The 17,211-nt window shown below is 50.5% G+C and carries 15 protein-coding genes; 13 read left to right on the top strand and 2 right to left on the bottom strand.

Going from position 1 to position 17,211, the window contains the following annotated elements:
* Positions 1-612 precede the first annotated feature (612 nt).
* The 5 genes from secA to ACY0JR_RS07995 all read left to right on the top strand — a co-directional run bounded on the left by secA (position 613) and on the right by ACY0JR_RS07995 (position 7,096).
* Positions 613-3,993 (top strand): preprotein translocase subunit SecA, encoded by a 3,381-nt coding sequence (secA, locus tag ACY0JR_RS08015; RefSeq protein ID WP_462633434.1) that lies wholly within the window; start codon positions 613-615, stop codon positions 3,991-3,993.
* Between the two features lie 25 nt (positions 3,994-4,018).
* Positions 4,019-4,654: a deoxyribose-phosphate aldolase gene (deoC, locus tag ACY0JR_RS08010; RefSeq protein ID WP_462633432.1), complete on the top strand. Its 636-nt coding sequence runs from the start codon at positions 4,019-4,021 to the stop codon at positions 4,652-4,654.
* 11 nt (positions 4,655-4,665) lie between these two features.
* Positions 4,666-5,211: a sporulation protein gene (locus tag ACY0JR_RS08005; RefSeq protein WP_462633431.1), complete on the top strand. Its 546-nt coding sequence runs from the start codon at positions 4,666-4,668 to the stop codon at positions 5,209-5,211.
* 285 nt (positions 5,212-5,496) lie between these two features.
* A complete protein-coding gene (locus tag ACY0JR_RS08000; RefSeq protein ID WP_462633430.1) occupies positions 5,497-5,769 on the top strand; it encodes a hypothetical protein in 273 nt (90 codons plus the stop codon).
* A gap of 112 nt (positions 5,770-5,881) precedes the next feature.
* Positions 5,882-7,096 (top strand): M20 metallopeptidase family protein, encoded by a 1,215-nt coding sequence (locus ACY0JR_RS07995; protein WP_462633429.1) that lies wholly within the window; start codon positions 5,882-5,884, stop codon positions 7,094-7,096.
* 198 nt (positions 7,097-7,294) lie between these two features.
* Here ACY0JR_RS07995 and ACY0JR_RS07990 read toward each other — a convergent pair whose 3' ends face one another.
* Positions 7,295-7,678, bottom strand: coding sequence for a hypothetical protein (locus tag ACY0JR_RS07990; protein ID WP_462633428.1), 384 nt, complete (start codon positions 7,676-7,678; stop codon positions 7,295-7,297).
* Positions 7,679-7,826: 148 nt separating this feature from the next.
* On the opposite strand from ACY0JR_RS07990, the gene ACY0JR_RS07985 reads away from it, so the two are divergent.
* The 5 genes from ACY0JR_RS07985 (at position 7,827) to ACY0JR_RS07965 (ending at position 13,429) form a co-directional block, all read left to right on the top strand.
* On the top strand, positions 7,827-8,261 hold the full coding sequence (locus ACY0JR_RS07985; RefSeq protein ID WP_462633427.1) for an Hsp20/alpha crystallin family protein: 435 nt from the start codon (positions 7,827-7,829) through the stop codon (positions 8,259-8,261).
* A gap of 181 nt (positions 8,262-8,442) precedes the next feature.
* Positions 8,443-9,942: a Do family serine endopeptidase gene (locus tag ACY0JR_RS07980; RefSeq protein ID WP_462633426.1), complete on the top strand. Its 1,500-nt coding sequence runs from the start codon at positions 8,443-8,445 to the stop codon at positions 9,940-9,942.
* A gap of 141 nt (positions 9,943-10,083) precedes the next feature.
* Positions 10,084-11,628: an L-piperidine-6-carboxylate dehydrogenase gene (gene amaB, locus ACY0JR_RS07975; protein ID WP_462633424.1), complete on the top strand. Its 1,545-nt coding sequence runs from the start codon at positions 10,084-10,086 to the stop codon at positions 11,626-11,628.
* Between the two features lie 131 nt (positions 11,629-11,759).
* Positions 11,760-12,659, top strand: coding sequence for an SMP-30/gluconolactonase/LRE family protein (locus ACY0JR_RS07970; RefSeq protein ID WP_462633423.1), 900 nt, complete (start codon positions 11,760-11,762; stop codon positions 12,657-12,659).
* A gap of 272 nt (positions 12,660-12,931) precedes the next feature.
* The gene (locus ACY0JR_RS07965) at positions 12,932-13,429 is read left to right on the top strand and encodes a DUF4442 domain-containing protein (protein ID WP_462633422.1); all 498 of its coding nucleotides are present in this window, start codon (positions 12,932-12,934) and stop codon (positions 13,427-13,429) included.
* A gap of 9 nt (positions 13,430-13,438) precedes the next feature.
* Here the strand turns inward: ACY0JR_RS07965 and ACY0JR_RS07960 are convergent, their stop codons facing one another.
* On the bottom strand, positions 13,439-14,383 hold the full coding sequence (locus ACY0JR_RS07960) for an alpha/beta fold hydrolase (protein ID WP_462633421.1): 945 nt from the start codon (positions 14,381-14,383) through the stop codon (positions 13,439-13,441).
* Positions 14,384-14,607: 224 nt separating this feature from the next.
* On the opposite strand from ACY0JR_RS07960, the gene ACY0JR_RS07955 reads away from it, so the two are divergent.
* From ACY0JR_RS07955 to ACY0JR_RS07945, 3 genes are read left to right on the top strand one after another with little or no spacing between them, the layout of a single operon-like run.
* Positions 14,608-15,168 (top strand): RNA polymerase sigma factor, encoded by a 561-nt coding sequence (locus ACY0JR_RS07955; protein WP_462633419.1) that lies wholly within the window; start codon positions 14,608-14,610, stop codon positions 15,166-15,168.
* Positions 15,169-15,211: 43 nt separating this feature from the next.
* The gene (locus tag ACY0JR_RS07950) at positions 15,212-15,799 is read left to right on the top strand and encodes a hypothetical protein (RefSeq protein ID WP_462633417.1); all 588 of its coding nucleotides are present in this window, start codon (positions 15,212-15,214) and stop codon (positions 15,797-15,799) included.
* The gene (locus ACY0JR_RS07945; protein ID WP_462633416.1) at positions 15,780-17,135 is read left to right on the top strand and encodes a hypothetical protein; all 1,356 of its coding nucleotides are present in this window, start codon (positions 15,780-15,782) and stop codon (positions 17,133-17,135) included. Before ACY0JR_RS07950 ends, ACY0JR_RS07945 begins: the two co-directional genes overlap by 20 nt.
* Positions 17,136-17,211 lie beyond the last annotated feature (76 nt).

Raw genomic sequence — 17,211 nt, 5'->3', positions numbered from 1 at the left:
CAGACGCTCGCAGGTCTAAAGACGCTACGAGGTCTTTGGAGCAAGCGGTATTGCGAGGCAGGCTGTTAGAAAGTACTGGCGTAAGAGCAGATTCTCCCCTTGAGGGGAGATAAAGAGGGGTGTTTACACTGGAGAATACGCATTCCAGAGCTTATTACAATAAACAGTTACCATTGAAGAGAGAAGCAAGGGGTATTCAACAAAGCATGGCCCAGCAGGTGTAAACACCCCTCTAACTCCCCTCAAGGGGAGAATCTGCATTGAATAGGTGCTTTGGTGTTGTTGAAGAATACTTGTTGTCCTTGAAGCCTCTTCTATCCCTGAGTTCACGAACAGAAGAAGTGAGTAAGACTATCACTGCCCTTCAATAAAGAACCTTTCTGTAATTCTACCCAAAGAGCCTGTTTTAAACTCGATTTCCCAAAAACAACCTTAAAACACCGCTCGTTTCCCTTCCTGCACAAACCAAATGCAGCAGATTATAGCTTTCTCTGCCATACCGTCATGCTTCGGGCACTAATGTGTAAGTGGTATTGTTTTAGCTAGATAGAAAATTGTCGGAAAAACCGCGTATTTTTGAAAGTGATTCAAGTAAATTTTAATTAGTTATATATGTTTGACTTTGTTGGGAAGACGGTCGCAAAGATTTTCGGAACCAAATCGGAGCGGGATATTAAAAGCGTACTGCCGTACGTAACGCTCATCAACCAGGAGTTCGCTAAGCTCAATTCCCTTTCTGATGACCAACTGCGGGCTCGTACCCAGGAGGTGCAAGCCGTTATCGCGGAGCGTCTGAAACCCATTGATGATAAAGTAACGGTTCTGTACCAACGTATAGAAAACGAGCCGGAACTGGATATCGCCCAGAAGGAAGAAATCTTTACTGAGATTGACGGCCTGGAGAAAGACCGCAACAAAGACCTGGAAGTGGTGCTCATGGAAGTGCTGCCGCAGGCCTTTGCCATTGTGAAAGAGACCGCCCGCCGGTTCAAAGATAACGGCCAACTGACCGTTACCGCCACTGAGCTGGACCGCAACTTCGCCTCCCGTAAACCTAACGTGCAAATCAACGGAGACCAAGCCGTTTGGGCCAACCGCTGGATTGCCGCCGGTACTGAGGTAGTCTGGGACATGCTCCACTATGATGTGCAGTTGATTGGGGGTATTGTCTTGCACCAGGGTAAAATTGCCGAGATGGCGACGGGTGAGGGTAAGACTTTGGTGGCTACGCTGCCCGCTTTCCTGAATGCCCTGGCCAAACGCGGCGTACACGTAGTAACCGTGAACGACTACCTGGCCAAGCGTGACTCTGAGTGGATGGCGCCGTTGTTTGAATTCCACGGTATCACCATTGACTGTATTGACAAGCACCAACCCAACACAGATGCCCGTCGCAACGCGTATTTAGCGGACATCACCTACGGCACCAACAACGAGTTCGGGTTTGACTACCTGCGCGACAACATGTCTCGTGAACCCGGTGAGCTGGTACAGCGCAAGCACCACTACGCCATGGTAGATGAGGTAGACTCCGTTCTGATTGATGATGCCCGTACGCCGTTGATTATTTCTGGTCCGGTGCCCCGCGGCGATGAGCACGAATTCTACGTGTTGAAGCCACGCGTGGCCATGCTGGTAGAAAACCAACGCAAATTGGTGAGCAACTACCTGGTAGAAGCCAAGCGCCTTATTAAAGAAGGAAACGAGAAAGAAGGCGGTCTGGCCTTGTTCAGAGCCTACCGTGGTTTGCCTAAAAACAAGCCGTTGATCAAGTTCCTGAGTGAGACCGGCGTGCGCCAGATCTTGCTCAAGACCGAAGCGTTTTACCTGCAAGACCATTCCCGCCAGATGCCGGAGGCCGATAAGCCTTTGTACTTCACCATTGACGAGAAACACAACCAGATTGAGCTCACCGAGAAAGGCATTGACCTGATCACGGGCCAGGGCGAAGATCCGCACCTGTTCATCTTGCCAGACATTGGGACGGAACTGGCCAACATTGAGAACCACAAGGAACTTTCTGCTGATGATAAACTGCACGAAAAAGAGCGCTTAATCCAGGAATACCAGGAGAAGTCGCAGCGCGTGCACACCATCAATCAGTTGCTGAAAGCCTACACGCTGTTTGAGAAAGACACCGAGTACATTGTGACTGATGACCACAAAGTGAAAATTGTGGACGAGCAAACCGGTCGTGTCATGGAAGGCCGTCGTTATTCAGACGGATTGCACCAGGCCATTGAAGCCAAAGAGAACGTGCGCGTAGAAGATGCCACGCAGACGTACGCTACCGTTACTTTGCAGAACTACTTTAGAATGTACCACAAGCTGGCCGGTATGACTGGTACCGCCGAGACCGAAGCCGGTGAGTTCTGGGAGATCTACAAGCTGGACGTGGTGGTAATTCCTACTAACCGGGTAGCCCAACGCAGAGACGAGCACGACAAGGTATACAAAACCATGCGTGAGAAGTATAACGCCGTAGCAGAGGAAATTCAGGAGTTGACCAAAAAAGGCCGTCCGGTGTTAGTGGGTACTACTTCAGTAGAGATTTCTGAGCTGGTAAGCCGTATGCTCAAACTGCGCGGAATCCCTCACCAAGTATTGAACGCGAAGCAACACCAACGCGAGGCCGAGATTGTAGCCGAAGCTGGTAAGCCAGGTACGGTAACCATTGCTACCAACATGGCGGGTCGTGGTACAGATATTAAACTTACCCCAGAATCTAAAGCTGCGGGTGGGTTGGCCATCATTGGTACAGAGCGCCACGAGTCACGCCGCGTAGACCGTCAGTTGCGTGGTCGTTCAGGCCGTCAGGGAGACCCGGGATCATCCCAGTTCTTCGTGTCCCTGGAAGACAGCTTGATGCGTCTCTTCGGTTCTGACCGCATTGCCCGCTTAATGGACCGTATGGGTCTGGAAGAAGGCGAAGTGATTCAGCACTCCATGATCACCAACTCTATTGAAAGAGCGCAGAAGAAAGTAGAAGAAAACAACTTCGGGACCCGGAAGCGCCTGTTGGAATATGATGATGTGATGAATGCCCAACGCGAGGTGGTGTACAAACGCCGCCGCAACGCCTTGTATGGTGAGCGTCTGGAACTGGATATCTGGAACATGATTTATGACGTGGCCGAGGACATTGTCCAGACTTACAAAGCCACCGGTAATCATGAAGACTTCCTGTTACACATTATCAGAGTGTACGGTTTCAATTCCACCATTACGGCGGCAGAACTGGCCGGGCAATCCGTAGATGTGTTAATGGACCGTTTATACAACGAAGCGTTAGAGTTCTACCTGGCGAAGAGTCACCAGATCATGGAGCAATCGGCGCCTATCATGGCCGATATCTACCAGAACCGTGGACCGATGATTGAGAACATTGCCGTGCCTTTCTCTGACGGCCGCAAGCAGATCACCGCCGTAGCCAACCTGGAGAAAGTGTACACCTCTAAAGGCCGTGAGTTGATCAAGACCGTGGAGAAAGTGATCACGCTGGCTACCATTGATCAAGCCTGGACGCAGCACCTGCGCGAGATGGACGACCTGAAGCAAAGTGTGCAGAACGCGGTGTACGAGCAGAAAGACCCCTTGTTGATCTACAAGTTTGAGTCTTTTGAGTTGTTCAAGCGCATGATTGCCAAAGTGAACGAAGAGACCGTTTCCTTCCTGTTCAAAGCAGATCTTCCGGTGCAGGAGCAGCAACCAACTCCGGTACAAGAGGCCCGTCAGCCACAAGCGCCAAGACCGCCAAGATTGCACGAGCAGAAAGAAGAAGTACATTCTACGTTGGAAGAGCCAACGCAAGGCATGCCTTCTATGCCTCAGGCAGCCGCTCCTAAGCAAGCACCTATCAGGGTAGAGAAGCACGCCGGCCGTAATGACCGCGTGAACGTGATGTACTCTGATGGCCGCGTAATGAAGGACGTGAAGTTCAAAAACGTGGAAAACGATTTGCTCAACAACCGTTGTGTTCTCATTGAAGACTAAATCCCTTATTTCTCCGGAACAGAGCTTGGCACCGTATATAGACCATACGGTGCTCAAGCCTGAAACCACCAAAGCCATGGTGGCACAACTCTGCCAGGAAGCGATTGAACATCAGTTCGCGGCAGTGTGCGTGCCACCTTGCTTTGTACGGCAGGCGGTGGCCGCCCTGCAAGATACCGGCGTACAGGTAGCCACCGTGGTGGGTTTCCCGTTCGGGTATCAACTAGCCAAAGTAAAGTTTTTTGAGGCGCACCAAGCCTTGTCTGAAGGAGCCACCGAGATTGACGTGGTCATGAACATTGCCGCCTTCAAAACGGGGAAGCATGATGAGGTCATTTCTGAACTGCAGGAATTGAGCACGCTGTGCCACTTCAAGAACTCTATTCTGAAAGTGATCATTGAAACTGCGCTGCTAACGGCCGAAGAAATCATCCAAGTCTGCCAGATCTGCGTGGAGGCCGAGGTGGATTTTGTGAAAACCTCAACCGGCTATGCCGCGCATGGTGCCCAGGTAGAGGACGTGCTGCTGATGCGGGCCAATCTACCCAGACACATTAAAATCAAAGCCTCCGGCGGAATCAAAACCAAGGAAGCCGCCCTTGCGTTGGTAAATGCAGGAGCAGACCGGATTGGAACATCCGCCGGGGTTTCATTGCTATGACTTGGAGAAACATGACATCCAGAATATTTGCTTTCCTCTGCCTGTGCGCTATGATGAGTTGCGCCGCTACCGGCAGTACTTCTACCTCCACCAACACGGGTAACGGTAGTGCCGCTTCTGACAATCGCTCCGGTGATAAGAAAAAGGAAGGCACTGATACGTTGGTAGATACCAAAAAATACCGGCCAACCTTTCCGGCGGCGCCTAAAGGCGGCGCTGAACCCATGGCACCGGCTGCCCCCACTCACCATGTTGGCCCGCAGGTAAGCTTACTCATGGACAGTGTGGTACAGGTGAATAAAAACATCAAGTACGCTGCCGGATACCGTATTCTGGCCTACACCGGCATTGAGCGCCAAGTGGCCATGAACCTGCGCAACAGTATCATCCGGCGGTTACCAGAGGAAAAAGATTACCTCACCTACAAGCAACCTACCTACCAACTGAAGATTGGTGATTTCTTTACCCGGGTAGAAGCCCAAGCCGCCTTAAACAAGATTCAGGATTTACTGCCCAATGCCTTGTTGGTGCCAGAAACCATCAATATCCCTAAGTAAGACTTTCTCGTCTACCTCAACTTCCGCCGTTTCTAAGCTGTTTTTCTGAAAGCAGTTTAGAAACGGCGGTTTTGTTTAAAGCAAATATTCACTTCCTCAGCTGGTTTCAGGTGCTTCCTTTATTCCCAGGTGAAAAGGTAACCAGGAATTTGCTATTCACATTACGTATTTTTCGCGGGGGGGGGGGGGGGATGTGCTGAAAGTCATGTGGCAATTACGTAAATAACAGTTTGCCAATCTATTAAGAGGCAAGTTGTTCGTACGTTTGGGAAAGGGCACTGCCATATGGACAAACAGGACTTGGTATTATTGAATCTGTACGCCAGAGTAAGAGGGCACCAGGAGCCGGAGGATCATCCTGCGTCCTCATCAGATATTGCCCAAGACTGTCACCTAGCCCTGGAGCAAACCCTGTCGCTTTGCAAAACGCTTTCTGAGGAAGGATTCATCGCCATCAGTCCCTTGCACACGCCTCCTCTTATTTACATCACCTTAACGGGCCTAGCCCGGGTCCGCAGAATGGACTTGTCCCAAAGCGTGTCCTCCTCCAGTAAGTGAGGCTAACCGGCCGGTAGAAATACTGTTTGTGGCTTGTTTTCGGGAAAACAGGCTGTAAACAACAGGTATCGTTTTATAGCCGTACCTTTGTGGTCATTGTTTGCCTTCTATTATGCAAGAACTTACCAGCCACATACAGGAACTCGCCAGAAAATACGCGACAGACACCGTATCTACCCGGCAGCACCTTCACCAACACCCAGAGCTTTCTTTTCAGGAATTTGAGACTTCAGCTTATGTTTTCCGAAAACTGCAGGAATATGGACTGGAGCCAGAGCGTGTCACAGAAACAGGCGTGGTTGCCTTGGTGAAAGGGAAGAATCCCGAGAAAGCCACCACTGCCCTTCGTGCCGATCTAGATGCTCTACCTATTCTGGAAACTAATGAGGTTGCCTATAAATCCAAGCAAGAAGGCGTGATGCATGCCTGCGGCCATGATGTGCATACTTCTTCCTTGCTGACCACGGCCCGTATTCTGCAGGAACTTCGCCATGAGTTTGAAGGCACTGTGAAGCTGATTTTCCAGCCCGGTGAAGAGAAGTTCCCGGGTGGTGCCTCGCTCATGATCAAAGAAGGGGTCCTGGAGAACCCCGCGCCGCAGAGCATCCTGGGGCAGCACGTGTTTCCGTTTCTGCCCGCCGGGAAAGTAGGGTTCCGCTCGGGCATGTACATGGCCAGTGCAGATGAAATCTACATCACCGTGGAAGGCAAAGGCGGCCACGGCGGCTTGCCCGAGCAATTGGTAGATCCTGTGCTGATTTCGGCCCATTTACTGGTCGCGCTGCAGCAGATTGTGAGTAGACGGGCTAATCCCAAAATTCCATCGGTGTTGTCGTTCGGAAAAGTAATCGCCAACGGTGCTACCAACGTGATTCCGGGCGAAGTGAAAATAGAAGGCACCTTCCGGACCATGGATGAAGCCTGGCGCGCCGAAGCCAAGCAGAAAATCAAGAAACTGGCCGAAGGGCTCTGCGAAAGCATGGGCGGTTCCTGTGACATCAACATCATGGACGGCTACCCCTTCCTGAAAAATGACCCAGCACTGGTGGCCCGCGCCCGCGCCGCCGCCGAAACCTACTTAGGTGCAGAAAACGTGGCAGAGTTGGATATGTGGATGGCCGCCGAGGACTTCGCCTATTACTCCCAGCAAACAGATGCCTGCTTCTACCGCTTGGGCACCCGCAACGAGGCCCAAGGCATCACCTCCGGCGTACACACTCCTACCTTTAACATTGATGAGGCGGCATTGGAAGTAGGCAGCGGTCTCATGGCGTGGCTAGCGATTAGTGAGCTTCGGGCGTTAGCCCAAGGTAATGGCCTTTTTTGATAAGGGTTCTTTTCTTTAGCTGAATTACTTTTTCGCTCTACTTCGCTGTGCGTAGAGTTAGCATCAGCGCTCTACGCACTTGGTGGACAGCCAATCTCCTGATTGGCGAAATGGGTAAGCCTTCACTTTACACTATCATTTTTCTAGTCCTTTCGCCGTTGTTGTTGTTCTCACCAACAACTAAGACTGCCGTTCCAATTAGCTTTTACTTTCCACTTCTTTTCTTCCCATACTCTTGGCGGCAGATGCGCTCTGCGGGCGTTTGTCACTTTTCTCCTTGATGAGAAAAGTAACCAAAAGAATCAAGAAGCTCCGAACTCGCTGACGCTCAGACATGCGGAGCTTCAGTTCAGTACCACCTGGTAAAAGCCTTCTGTTCCATAGGGAGCTTGGGCCTTTGTCACTTGGAACGCCGCTGCTTGCGCTTCCTCTTGCTTCGGGCGACGCAAGCGGCCCTCCGCTGGGGAAGCGCAGGTGACAGGTTGCAGCTTGTTCCGTTGCAATGCCTTCATCGTCCTGCGGACGTGCTTTGGTTTCTTGTTTTAGATAAGGGGAGAATGCCTTATCGATACTTATTATCAAATAATTAGGACAAGTTGTCTGCTTTGTTTTGTGTGAATTTTGGGTTTAGTGACGTTGTGTCTTGTTTCTGGTTGATTTCTTAATTGGTACAAAATTTACTACTAGAGTAGTATCCAAGTGAGAATTTAACTTAAAAGCTATAAAGACAATGACAACTGTAAAACAACATCCAGTATTGCAAGGTAGAGCTCCGCAGACGTTTAGCAGCCTGTTAGACAGCTTTTTTCAGGATACGGTGAACAACCGCAGGGTGCAAGGCTTTACGCCAGCCGTAGACCTTTGGGAAACCGAGAAGAGTTATGAGGTAGAACTGGCCCTGCCTGGTCTGAAGAAAGAAAACATTGCTGTAGAGTTTGAAGAAGGTGTGCTTACCGTGAGCGGAGAGCGTACGTTCAACAAAGGAAACGAAGGGCAGAAATACCACCGGGTAGAAAACCTGTACGGTAAGTTCAGACGGGCTTTCCAACTGCCAGAGCATGTAGATGCCACTGCCATTGATGCGCAGTTTGAGAATGGTGTGCTACACATCTCTGTTCCTAAAGTAGAGGAGAAAGTGGTGAAACACCAGATTTCTGTCAAGTAAGAAAACGTTAAGAAGATGGTAAAAAGGCGCTACGCAGCGCCTTTTTGGCGTAGTCTTTGTTTAACAAAATACTAGTTTTACTATTTTCGCGTTTCCCACGTACAAAGGAAACAGGACTAGCAAACCTTCTTAGAAAAGAGATACTTTTCAATTTATTAACCTATATAGCTGACTTATAGATATGAAAACGAAACAGCTTATGTTGGGGCTAATGCTCTCCGCTATGGTAGGTGGGGGCGTGGCCGTTGGAAGTTATAAACTGCTGGACGAGGACCTGCCCGTTAATGAACAACAATTGCCTAACACCAATGTGCGGTACACCAGTGCCATGCGCAGCTCAGATGTAGTAGTGCCCGAAGGCCTGAACTTTGTGACTTCTGCAGAGTTGGTAACACCTGCCGTGGTTCACGTAACTACTGAATACAAAGTGCAGGCCCGCCGTGGCCCAAGTGCCAGTGAAATGCACCCATTTTTCCGTGATTTCTTCGGAGATGACTTTGAGGGATATCAGCGCCAGCAGCAAGGCCCGGCCATGGGTTCTGGTTCTGGGGTAATCATTGCCTCCAATGGCTACATTGTAACCAACAACCACGTGATTGACCGTGCCGATAAAATTCAGGTGATTCTGGATGATAAACGTACGTTTGATGCCACTTTAGTGGGTACTGACCCTAACACAGACATCGCGTTGCTGAAAATCAACGCTGACAATTTGCCTGCCCTCCGGTACGGAAACTCTGACAATGTGAAAGTTGGCGAGTGGGTACTGGCCGTAGGTAACCCTTTCAACCTGAACTCTACCGTAACAGCCGGTATTATAAGTGCGAAAGGCCGTAATGTAGGTATTTTGCAAGGTGCCGGTAACATGAGCGTAGAGTCCTTCCTTCAGACCGATGCCGCCGTGAACCCTGGTAACAGTGGTGGTGCCTTGGTGAACCTGAACGGGGACTTGATTGGTATTAACACCGCCATTGCTTCACAGACTGGTTCTTTTGCGGGTTACTCCTTCGCCGTTCCTTCTTCTATTGTAAGCAAAGTAGTGGACGACCTTCTGAAATATGGAGAAGTACAACGTGCCTTACTAGGCGTGCAGATGCAGGAAGTGGATGCTGAACTTGCCAAAGAGAAAAGCCTGAAAACGCTGAACGGGGTGTATGTGGCAGGTTTCTCTGAAAGTAGCGCCGCTAAGACTGCCGGTATTCAGGAAGGTGACGTGATCACTGAGATCAACGGCGTGAAAGTAAATACCGGTGCCCAGTTACAGGAGCAAGTAACCCGTTACCGCCCAGGCGACAAAATCAAAGTGTCTTACCTGAGAGGGGGCAGCACTAAAACCGCTAACGTGACCTTGCGTAACGCCAGCGGCAGCACCGAGATTGTGAAACGCGACCCGAACTCAACCAAGTCCATGACCATTGACGGGGCTAAGTTTGAGGCAGCTAGCAAGCAGGAACTGAATAAACTGGAAATACCCGGTGGTGTGAAAATTAACGGCGTAGAGGAAAGTGCTTTCGCCGAGACAGGTATGAAAGATGGCTTCATCATCACCAGCATTGACAGAAATCCTACCAATACCCCGCAAGACGTAGACAAAGTATTAAAAAGTACGCGCCGCGGAGGTCTCCTCATTGAAGGAGTATATCCAGATGGCCGCCGGGCCTATTACGCCTTGGGTCGTTAATCTGAACTACTTTTGAAAAAACAGGCCGGAAACGGCTTTTGCAAAGCTCCTGCCAACTGGCAGGAGCTTTTTTGTTTTATATGTTGGTAGAAAGGCCTATACTAGAGCTTCAAATTCCCCATTGCTTAACCACAACATGCTATGCAGACCAATAACACAGACATACTTTCCCAACTCGGCATACAGGAAACCAACCTTGCCTACAGCACCGGTTTAACCTGGGGCGGAGAAAACAACCCGGAAACCCGCACCATCCATTCGCCCACCAACGGCAAGCCAATTGCCACCGTGAACATGGCTTCAGAGGCAGATTACGAACAGGTGATGAGTACCGCCCAGCAGGCGTTTCTGCAATGGCGTACGTGGCCATCGCCCAAGCGCGGCGAAGTGGTGCGCCAGATAGGTCAGAAGTTGCGCGAAAACAAAGAAGCGCTGGGCAAACTGGTGAGCTACGAGATGGGCAAAATCCTACAGGAAGGCCTGGGAGAAGTACAGGAGATGATTGACATCTGCGACTTCGCAGTTGGGTTATCCCGTCAGTTACACGGTTACACCATGCACTCAGAAAGACCCACCCACCGCATGTACGAGCAATATCATCCGCTGGGCGTGGTGGGTGTGATTTCCGCATTTAACTTTCCGGTGGCGGTGTGGAGTTGGAACGCTATGCTGGCCGCTATCTGCGGCGATGTGGTCGTTTGGAAACCCTCTGAGAAAACTCCCCTAACGGCCGTGGCCTGCCAGCAGATTATTCAGGATGTCTTGAAAGAAAACCAAGTACCCGAAGGCGTTTTCAACGTCATCATCGGTGATGCCACTATTGGAAGCAAAATGGCCCATGATGAGCGCGTGCCGCTGGTGTCTGCGACCGGTTCTACCCGCATGGGCAAGAAAGTGGGTGAGGCCGTGGGTGCTCGTTTAGGCAAATCTTTGCTGGAACTAGGCGGAAACAACGCCATCATCCTCACGCCAAACGCCGACCTGGAAATGGCCATGCGGGCAGTGGTGTTTGGCGCGGTAGGTACCTGCGGGCAGCGCTGTACGTCTACCCGCAGGTTGATCATTCATGACAGCATTTATGACGAGGTGAAAGAACGTCTGTTGAAAGTGTACCCTAACCTACCCATCGGAGATCCGCTGAAAGACGGAATCTTAGTGGGGCCCCTCATTGATAAAACCGCGACCACCGCTTTTCTGGATGCTCTGGAGCGCGTGCAGCAGGAGGGCGGCAAACTACTTACCGGCGGAACAGTACTGGAAGGCGAGGAATACGCCACCGGCACCTATGTTACCCCAGCGCTGGTAGAAGCCGAGAATCATTACCACACCGTGCAGGAAGAAACCTTTGCGCCTATTCTGTATTTGATCAAGTACAGCGGTACTGTAGAAGATGCGATCGCTGTTCAGAACGGCGTGCGGCAAGGGCTTTCTTCGTCTATTTTCTCTTCTAATCTGTTGGAGACCGAAGCCTTCCTGAGCCACTGGGGTTCTGATTGTGGCATCGCCAACGTGAACATCGGGACCTCGGGTGCCGAGATTGGGGGAGCCTTCGGGGGCGAGAAAGATACCGGCGGTGGGCGCGAGTCTGGTTCAGATGCGTGGCGTTTCTACATGAGACGGCAAACCAACACCATCAACTTCGGGCGAGAGCTGCCGCTGGCGCAGGGCATCAAGTTTGATTTCTAATTTCAGAAAGAAAGCGCAAAGCGGAGCGAGGAAAGACAAAGTGCCTCATTTCGCCTTGTTTGAAAAGTCTTTTTTTGATGTTCTTCCGTAATACGGTCTTTAATTTCCTTAGAATGAAGAAACGAAATGTAATGATAGTAGTGACAGGCGCTGCGCTTATCCTGCTTCTGCCGCGCTTGCTTTCAGGGCAAATCACAGATAAGAACGCTATTGTTGCCAAGGGCGCCAAAGTAGAGAAGTTAGGCGATGGGTACGCCTTCACCGAGGGACCGGCAGTAGACCGTGACGGGAACGTGTACTTCACAGACCAGCCCAATAATAAGATCTTCAAATGGTCAGCTAAAACGGGTGAGATCAGCTTGTTCACAGATCAGGCGGGGCGTTCCAACGGACTGTACTTTGATAAGAAAGGCAACCTCATTGCGGCCGCAGACATGGATAACCAGCTTTGGTCTTTTGACCTGGCGGGGCACCACACGGTTTTAGTGAAAGATTATGCCGGTAAACTGCTCAACGGCCCTAATGATCTCTGGATTGCCCCCACGGGCGGCATGTACCTGACAGATCCCTTGTACAAAAGAGATTACTGGGCCAGAAACCCTGAACGGCAGCAAGATGGCGAGCACCTGTACTACCTGAGTCCTGACCGCTCCCGTTTAATAAGGGTAGATGAAAGCCTGGTAAAGCCGAACGGAATTGTAGGCACCCCAGACGGGAAGAAACTGTACGTGGCAGACATTGAAGCCAATAAAACCTATGTGTACACCATCAACGCAGACGGTTCTTTGTCCAATAAAAAGCTGTTCGTTCCCATGGGTTCTGACGGCATGACCATTGATAATCAGGGAAATATTTACCTCACCGGAAAAGGAGTGACCGTGTTTGACAAGGCAGGCCAACATATTGCGCACATCCCCATTCAGGAGAACTGGACCGCCAATGTGGTGTTCGGTGGCAAAGACCGGTCCACGCTGTTTATTACCGCCATGGGATCTGTGTACGGATTGAAAATGAAGGTGAAAGGCATTTAAATTGCTATCATTTAAAACAGCGTTTAAGGCTTGTTTTAGCGGAAACAGCCTTAAAACATCGGCGCAAGCCGAAAAATGGGAGCATTTAACTCTAAGACAGCCCGAAGGTGTCAATCACTTTATGGAAAAGCCCTGGTCATTTTAAGTGGTCTGGGCTTTTTTGTTTATAGGCTATTTGCCTGAAAACAGCCTATAACCCTAAGGTTTGCGCTTCATGGGTTTCATACCTCATGCAGAATGGCTATCTTTTCTAACTAACGCACCTCGGGCTTATGACAACTGTTTCTACCACCGCTTTCCGGCAATTGATTACCAACCCGGTAAAGCTGAAGCTTTTTCTGTTAAAGAACCTGCCTATGGCGTATCTGGCGGGCATCAGAATCAGGCATTTGTCTGACCAAGAGGCCAGGGTGGTGATCAGATACAAGTACCTCACCAAGAATCCGTTCAGGTCCATTTACTTTGCCTGCCTAGCCATGGCCGCCGAGATGGCTTCTGGGGTGCTGAGCATGATGTATCTGTACAAAGCGCAGCCTTCGGTGTCTATGTTGGTGGTGGGCATGGAGGCCGAGTTCAGCAAGAAAGCGGTGGGCACCATCACGTTTACCTGTTCAGACGGGGAGGCCATTGCGGCAGCGGTACAGGAAACCCAACGTACCGGACAGGGCAGTAGTCTCCAAACTCTCAGCATTGGACGGGACGAGAAAGGAGAAGAAGTGGCCCGTTTCCGGATTACCTGGTCCTACAAGGCCAGAGTTATGAAAGGCTAGATTCGCTTACTAGTTTTTTTTCATGAATTCTTTCACCACCTTCTGGAACCGGGCATTCTGCTCCAGATAGATCACGTGGCCGCCCGGCATTGACGTAGTAGTCTGGTTAGGGAATTTAAAGCTTTTGTAGTGGTCGGGTCCTACGGAGAAATCCTGCAGACCAGAAATTACCAGCACGGGCATCTTCAAATGCCGGCTGACCTCGGTGAAATCCTGAAAGTACTCTGGGTAGTTAGACCAGGACTGCCCAAAGCTATAGTTTGGCGGGCGTTTGGCATCTTCCTCGTCCATTTTCTTCAATCCCTCCGTAGTCGTGTACATCAATTGGTGGTATTGATTCTTTTCGTTTAGGGCCTGAATGATCATCATAAACCGGTCTATCACAGGCTTGCTCTGGTCCAGGAAAGGAGCGGGGTTTTCGGGTTTCAGAATCTCCAGCCCTTTATCTATCTGCACCTGAGCCGAGTAGTTAAGGTTTAAGGTGGCGCTCAGCAGAATCATGCGTGAGATGGTTTTTGGAAAGTAATAGGCATACTCGGTGGCTAGGATTCCGCCGAAGGAGTGGGCGAGTACGGTCCATTGTGCAATCTTCAACTGCTGACGAATTTCGTCAAAATCTTGGGCTACGCGCTGCAGGCTGTAATTGCCATCGGGCGCTTTGCCGGAACGGCCGCTGCCGCGCTGGTCTACATAAATCATCTGCAAAGAATCTTCCAGGGTATTGATGCCCAGAACTTCAAACGAATGACTCCAGGCACCGGGGCCGCCGTGAATGAAAAGGCATGGACGACCCTTGCCAGAGACTTTTACATAGAGTTCGGTGCCGTCGCTCACGGTGAGGCGCATCTCGTGCGGAGCAGTGATGGAAGTGTTGGCTAGTTTGGTGTGCGCCACGGCATTGGAAAGACTGATACCCAGCAGGCCAATCAGAATGAGAAGTACAAAGGGTTTCATGGTGGATGATTTTTGCGCAAAAATGGAAAATAATTTGAATAAATTCAGGAAGTGAAAAACACAGGATTTTTTTGGAGCAGGATGCAACCATGAGACTTTTGCCTAGTCTTTAGAGTAGAAGTTTGGAACAGAAGAGAGCCAAGAGGCTCAGCGAAAAGGGTGGGTGTTGTTCCGGGTTGCTGTTACTTAGATTACCGTCATGATGAGCACTAAAAGGTAACAATTTGGAAACGCTGGAATACACCGACGTAAACGCGCACGTGGTGGCCCGCTGTAAGGAGGGCGACCGGAAGGCGCAATATGAGCTGTACAAACTTTACAGTAAGTCCATGTTCAACGTGAGCATGCGCATTACCAATGACTATACGGAGGCCGAGGATGTCTTGCAGGAAGCATTTCTGAGCGCGTTCAGAGAGCTGCATGCCTTCAAGGGAGACTCTACCTTTGGCAGTTGGTTAAAGCGCATTGTCATCAATAAGTCCATCACCAAGGTGCGCAGCCGGCGGCTACAGGTGGTGCCCATGGAAGACCATCAGGATTTCATAGACGAAGGCCCCGAGGTAGACCAGGAGGAGATGGAATACAAAGTGGAGAGCATCAAGAAAGCCATTCAGTCCTTACCTGACGGCTACCGCGTGGTGCTCACGCTTTACTTACTGGAAGGATATGACCACGGCGAGATTGCGGAGATACTAAGCATCAGTGAAGCCACGTCAAAGTCACAGTACAGCCGGGCCCGCAAAAAATTGCTGAGCCTCATGCAGGAGCAGTCGTTCTTAAGCTGAAAAGGGAAAAAGAACTTAAAAACGAGTACAAGGAGCCAAAGCCATGAAAGATAGATTAAAAGATTTTGTACAAACCCACCGAGACGAGTTTGACTCTTTCACGCCCCGACCGGACCTGTGGCAAGACATTGCCGCCGAGTTGCAGACCGAGGAAAAGGAACGGTCCATTCCCGTTGCACCAGCACAGGAAGCCAAGATTATTTCCCTCAACTGGCACCACGCCTGGAAGTACGCCGCCGCCATTGCCTTGCTGGTGATGGTCGCGTTTTCGGCCCGCTACTACATGACGGCACAACCTGCGGGTACGCTGGCAAGCACCAAGTCGCCCGTGCCGCTGGAGAAAATAGCGCCTGAGGTACGCCAGATTGAAACCAAGTACGTGCAGGTAATTGAGAAAAAAGAATCTGAACTGAAAGCTCTGGGTGCCGGGAATGTGCAGTTTGCAGAGCTGGACTCGGCCTACAACGCTCTCAAAAAAGAACTGTACACCACCCCTAACAAAGAAGTGCTTCTGCAGGCCATGAGCGACAACCTGAAAATGAGGATTGCGCTGCTAAACCAGCAGTTAGAAGTACTGGAAAATAGAAGTAACGTAAAAAACCGCTCGCGTCATGAAACTACCAATATCTAAGCTGCTCACTTTTCTTTGCTTCTCTCTGGCGTGGTCTGCCGCGCAGGGGCAATCTGTCCCCTCTACCGGGCTCTGTAAGGAAACGTTGAAAGAAGAGATAAGAATTGAGATAACTGATCAGATTGTCAACGCACTGTCTTCTTTGAAAAGCCTGAAAGCAATAGAAGGAGCATCCTCCAACGGTGCCTGTGAAGCCTTAGCCCGTCTAGAGCATCTGGATTTGCCTTCGCTGCCCGCGCTGGACTTGCCCCCCCTGCCTAACCTGGGCCTGATCCTGGACACGCCTTCGGCCCCGCAACCAGACCCCATGGTAACAGACATACAGGGCGTTCCTTTCGCCTATACCAAGGTGAAAAAGATTGACCGCTCCTTTAAAGTAGACCGCTCAGACAAACTGAACATTGAAAACCAGTTTGGCCGGGTAGACGTGCAAACCTGGGCGAAGAACGAGATAGCTGTGGAGGTGACCATCATATCCCGCGCCATCTCTGAAGCCAAAGCGCAGGAGATCTTAGACAAAATACAGGTTAGAATAAACGAAGACCGGGCCAATAACCTGCTCTCCTTCGTAACCGAGCGCGAGCCCATGCAGATTAGAAGCAGCAGCGAGAAAGCGTTCGAGATTAATTACCTGGTACGCATGCCCAAAAGTAATCCGCTGCGAGTGAGCAACAAATACGGCCCAGTGCAGATACCAGATTTTGACGGACCTACTGAGTTAGACGTGAAATACGGGGTACTTAACGCCGGAAGTCTGAATAATGTGAAGAACAGTATTTCCGTAAGCTATAGCGGCGGGGAATGCCAACTGGCCTACGTGAAAGCCGGGGACCTCCTGTTCAAGTACTCCAACCTGCATCTGACCGCCGCAGATAACATCAACACGGTAACCGGTTACAGCAACATTGGCATTGGTAAAGTAGGGATGCTGACCATGGCTAGTAGGTATGATTCCAAGTTCCACATCGGCAGCGCCGGGCAAATCTCCGGTACCGGAAGTTACTCCGGTATTAAAATAGGAAGCCTGCGCGAATCTGCCAGCTTGGTAGTGAAGTATTGCTCCGGGTTTGAGATCAGCAACGTGTCTTCCAACTTCCGGAAACTGGAACTCACCGGCGGTTATACCGGTATGGCGGTTAGCTTCGCTGATAACTCAGCCTTCAACTTTGAGGTAGACACGCAATACGGAAACTTCAAACTAGACCAAGATTTGGCCAACTTCAGCTTCAAAGAAGTACGCAACACCTCCAGTACTTACAAAGGAAGTTACGGAAAAGCATCGCCCAAAGCCACGGTGAACGTGACCAGCAGATACGGCAGCATCGCGTTCCGCTAAGAATTTCCCGAACATGACTATTGATGAGGAGCGGACCTATAATAGGTCCGCTTCTTTTTTGCCCGGTTTTTACCTT

The organism is Rufibacter sp. JT3400010 (genome assembly GCF_054956755.1).
Note: the sequence above shows the minus strand (reverse complement) of the source record. Positions and strands in the feature narration are given on the sequence as shown.

Bases quoted from the DNA above. Each gene is read 5' to 3' on its own strand.
- secA (WP_462633434.1), top strand. From the start codon at position 613: ATGTTTGACTTTGTTGGGAAGACGGTCGCAAAGATTTTCGGAACCAAA.
- ACY0JR_RS08005 (WP_462633431.1), top strand. From the start codon at position 4,666: ATGACATCCAGAATATTTGCTTTCCTCTGCCTGTGCGCTATGATGAGT.
- ACY0JR_RS08000 (WP_462633430.1), top strand. From the start codon at position 5,497: ATGGACAAACAGGACTTGGTATTATTGAATCTGTACGCCAGAGTAAGA.
- ACY0JR_RS07995 (WP_462633429.1), top strand. From the start codon at position 5,882: ATGCAAGAACTTACCAGCCACATACAGGAACTCGCCAGAAAATACGCG.
- ACY0JR_RS07985 (WP_462633427.1), top strand. From the start codon at position 7,827: ATGACAACTGTAAAACAACATCCAGTATTGCAAGGTAGAGCTCCGCAG.
- ACY0JR_RS07980 (WP_462633426.1), top strand. From the start codon at position 8,443: ATGAAAACGAAACAGCTTATGTTGGGGCTAATGCTCTCCGCTATGGTA.
- amaB (WP_462633424.1), top strand. From the start codon at position 10,084: ATGCAGACCAATAACACAGACATACTTTCCCAACTCGGCATACAGGAA.
- ACY0JR_RS07970 (WP_462633423.1), top strand. From the start codon at position 11,760: ATGATAGTAGTGACAGGCGCTGCGCTTATCCTGCTTCTGCCGCGCTTG.
- ACY0JR_RS07965 (WP_462633422.1), top strand. From the start codon at position 12,932: ATGACAACTGTTTCTACCACCGCTTTCCGGCAATTGATTACCAACCCG.
- ACY0JR_RS07960 (WP_462633421.1), bottom strand. From the start codon at position 14,383: ATGAAACCCTTTGTACTTCTCATTCTGATTGGCCTGCTGGGTATCAGT.
- ACY0JR_RS07950 (WP_462633417.1), top strand. From the start codon at position 15,212: ATGAAAGATAGATTAAAAGATTTTGTACAAACCCACCGAGACGAGTTT.
- ACY0JR_RS07945 (WP_462633416.1), top strand. From the start codon at position 15,780: ATGAAACTACCAATATCTAAGCTGCTCACTTTTCTTTGCTTCTCTCTG.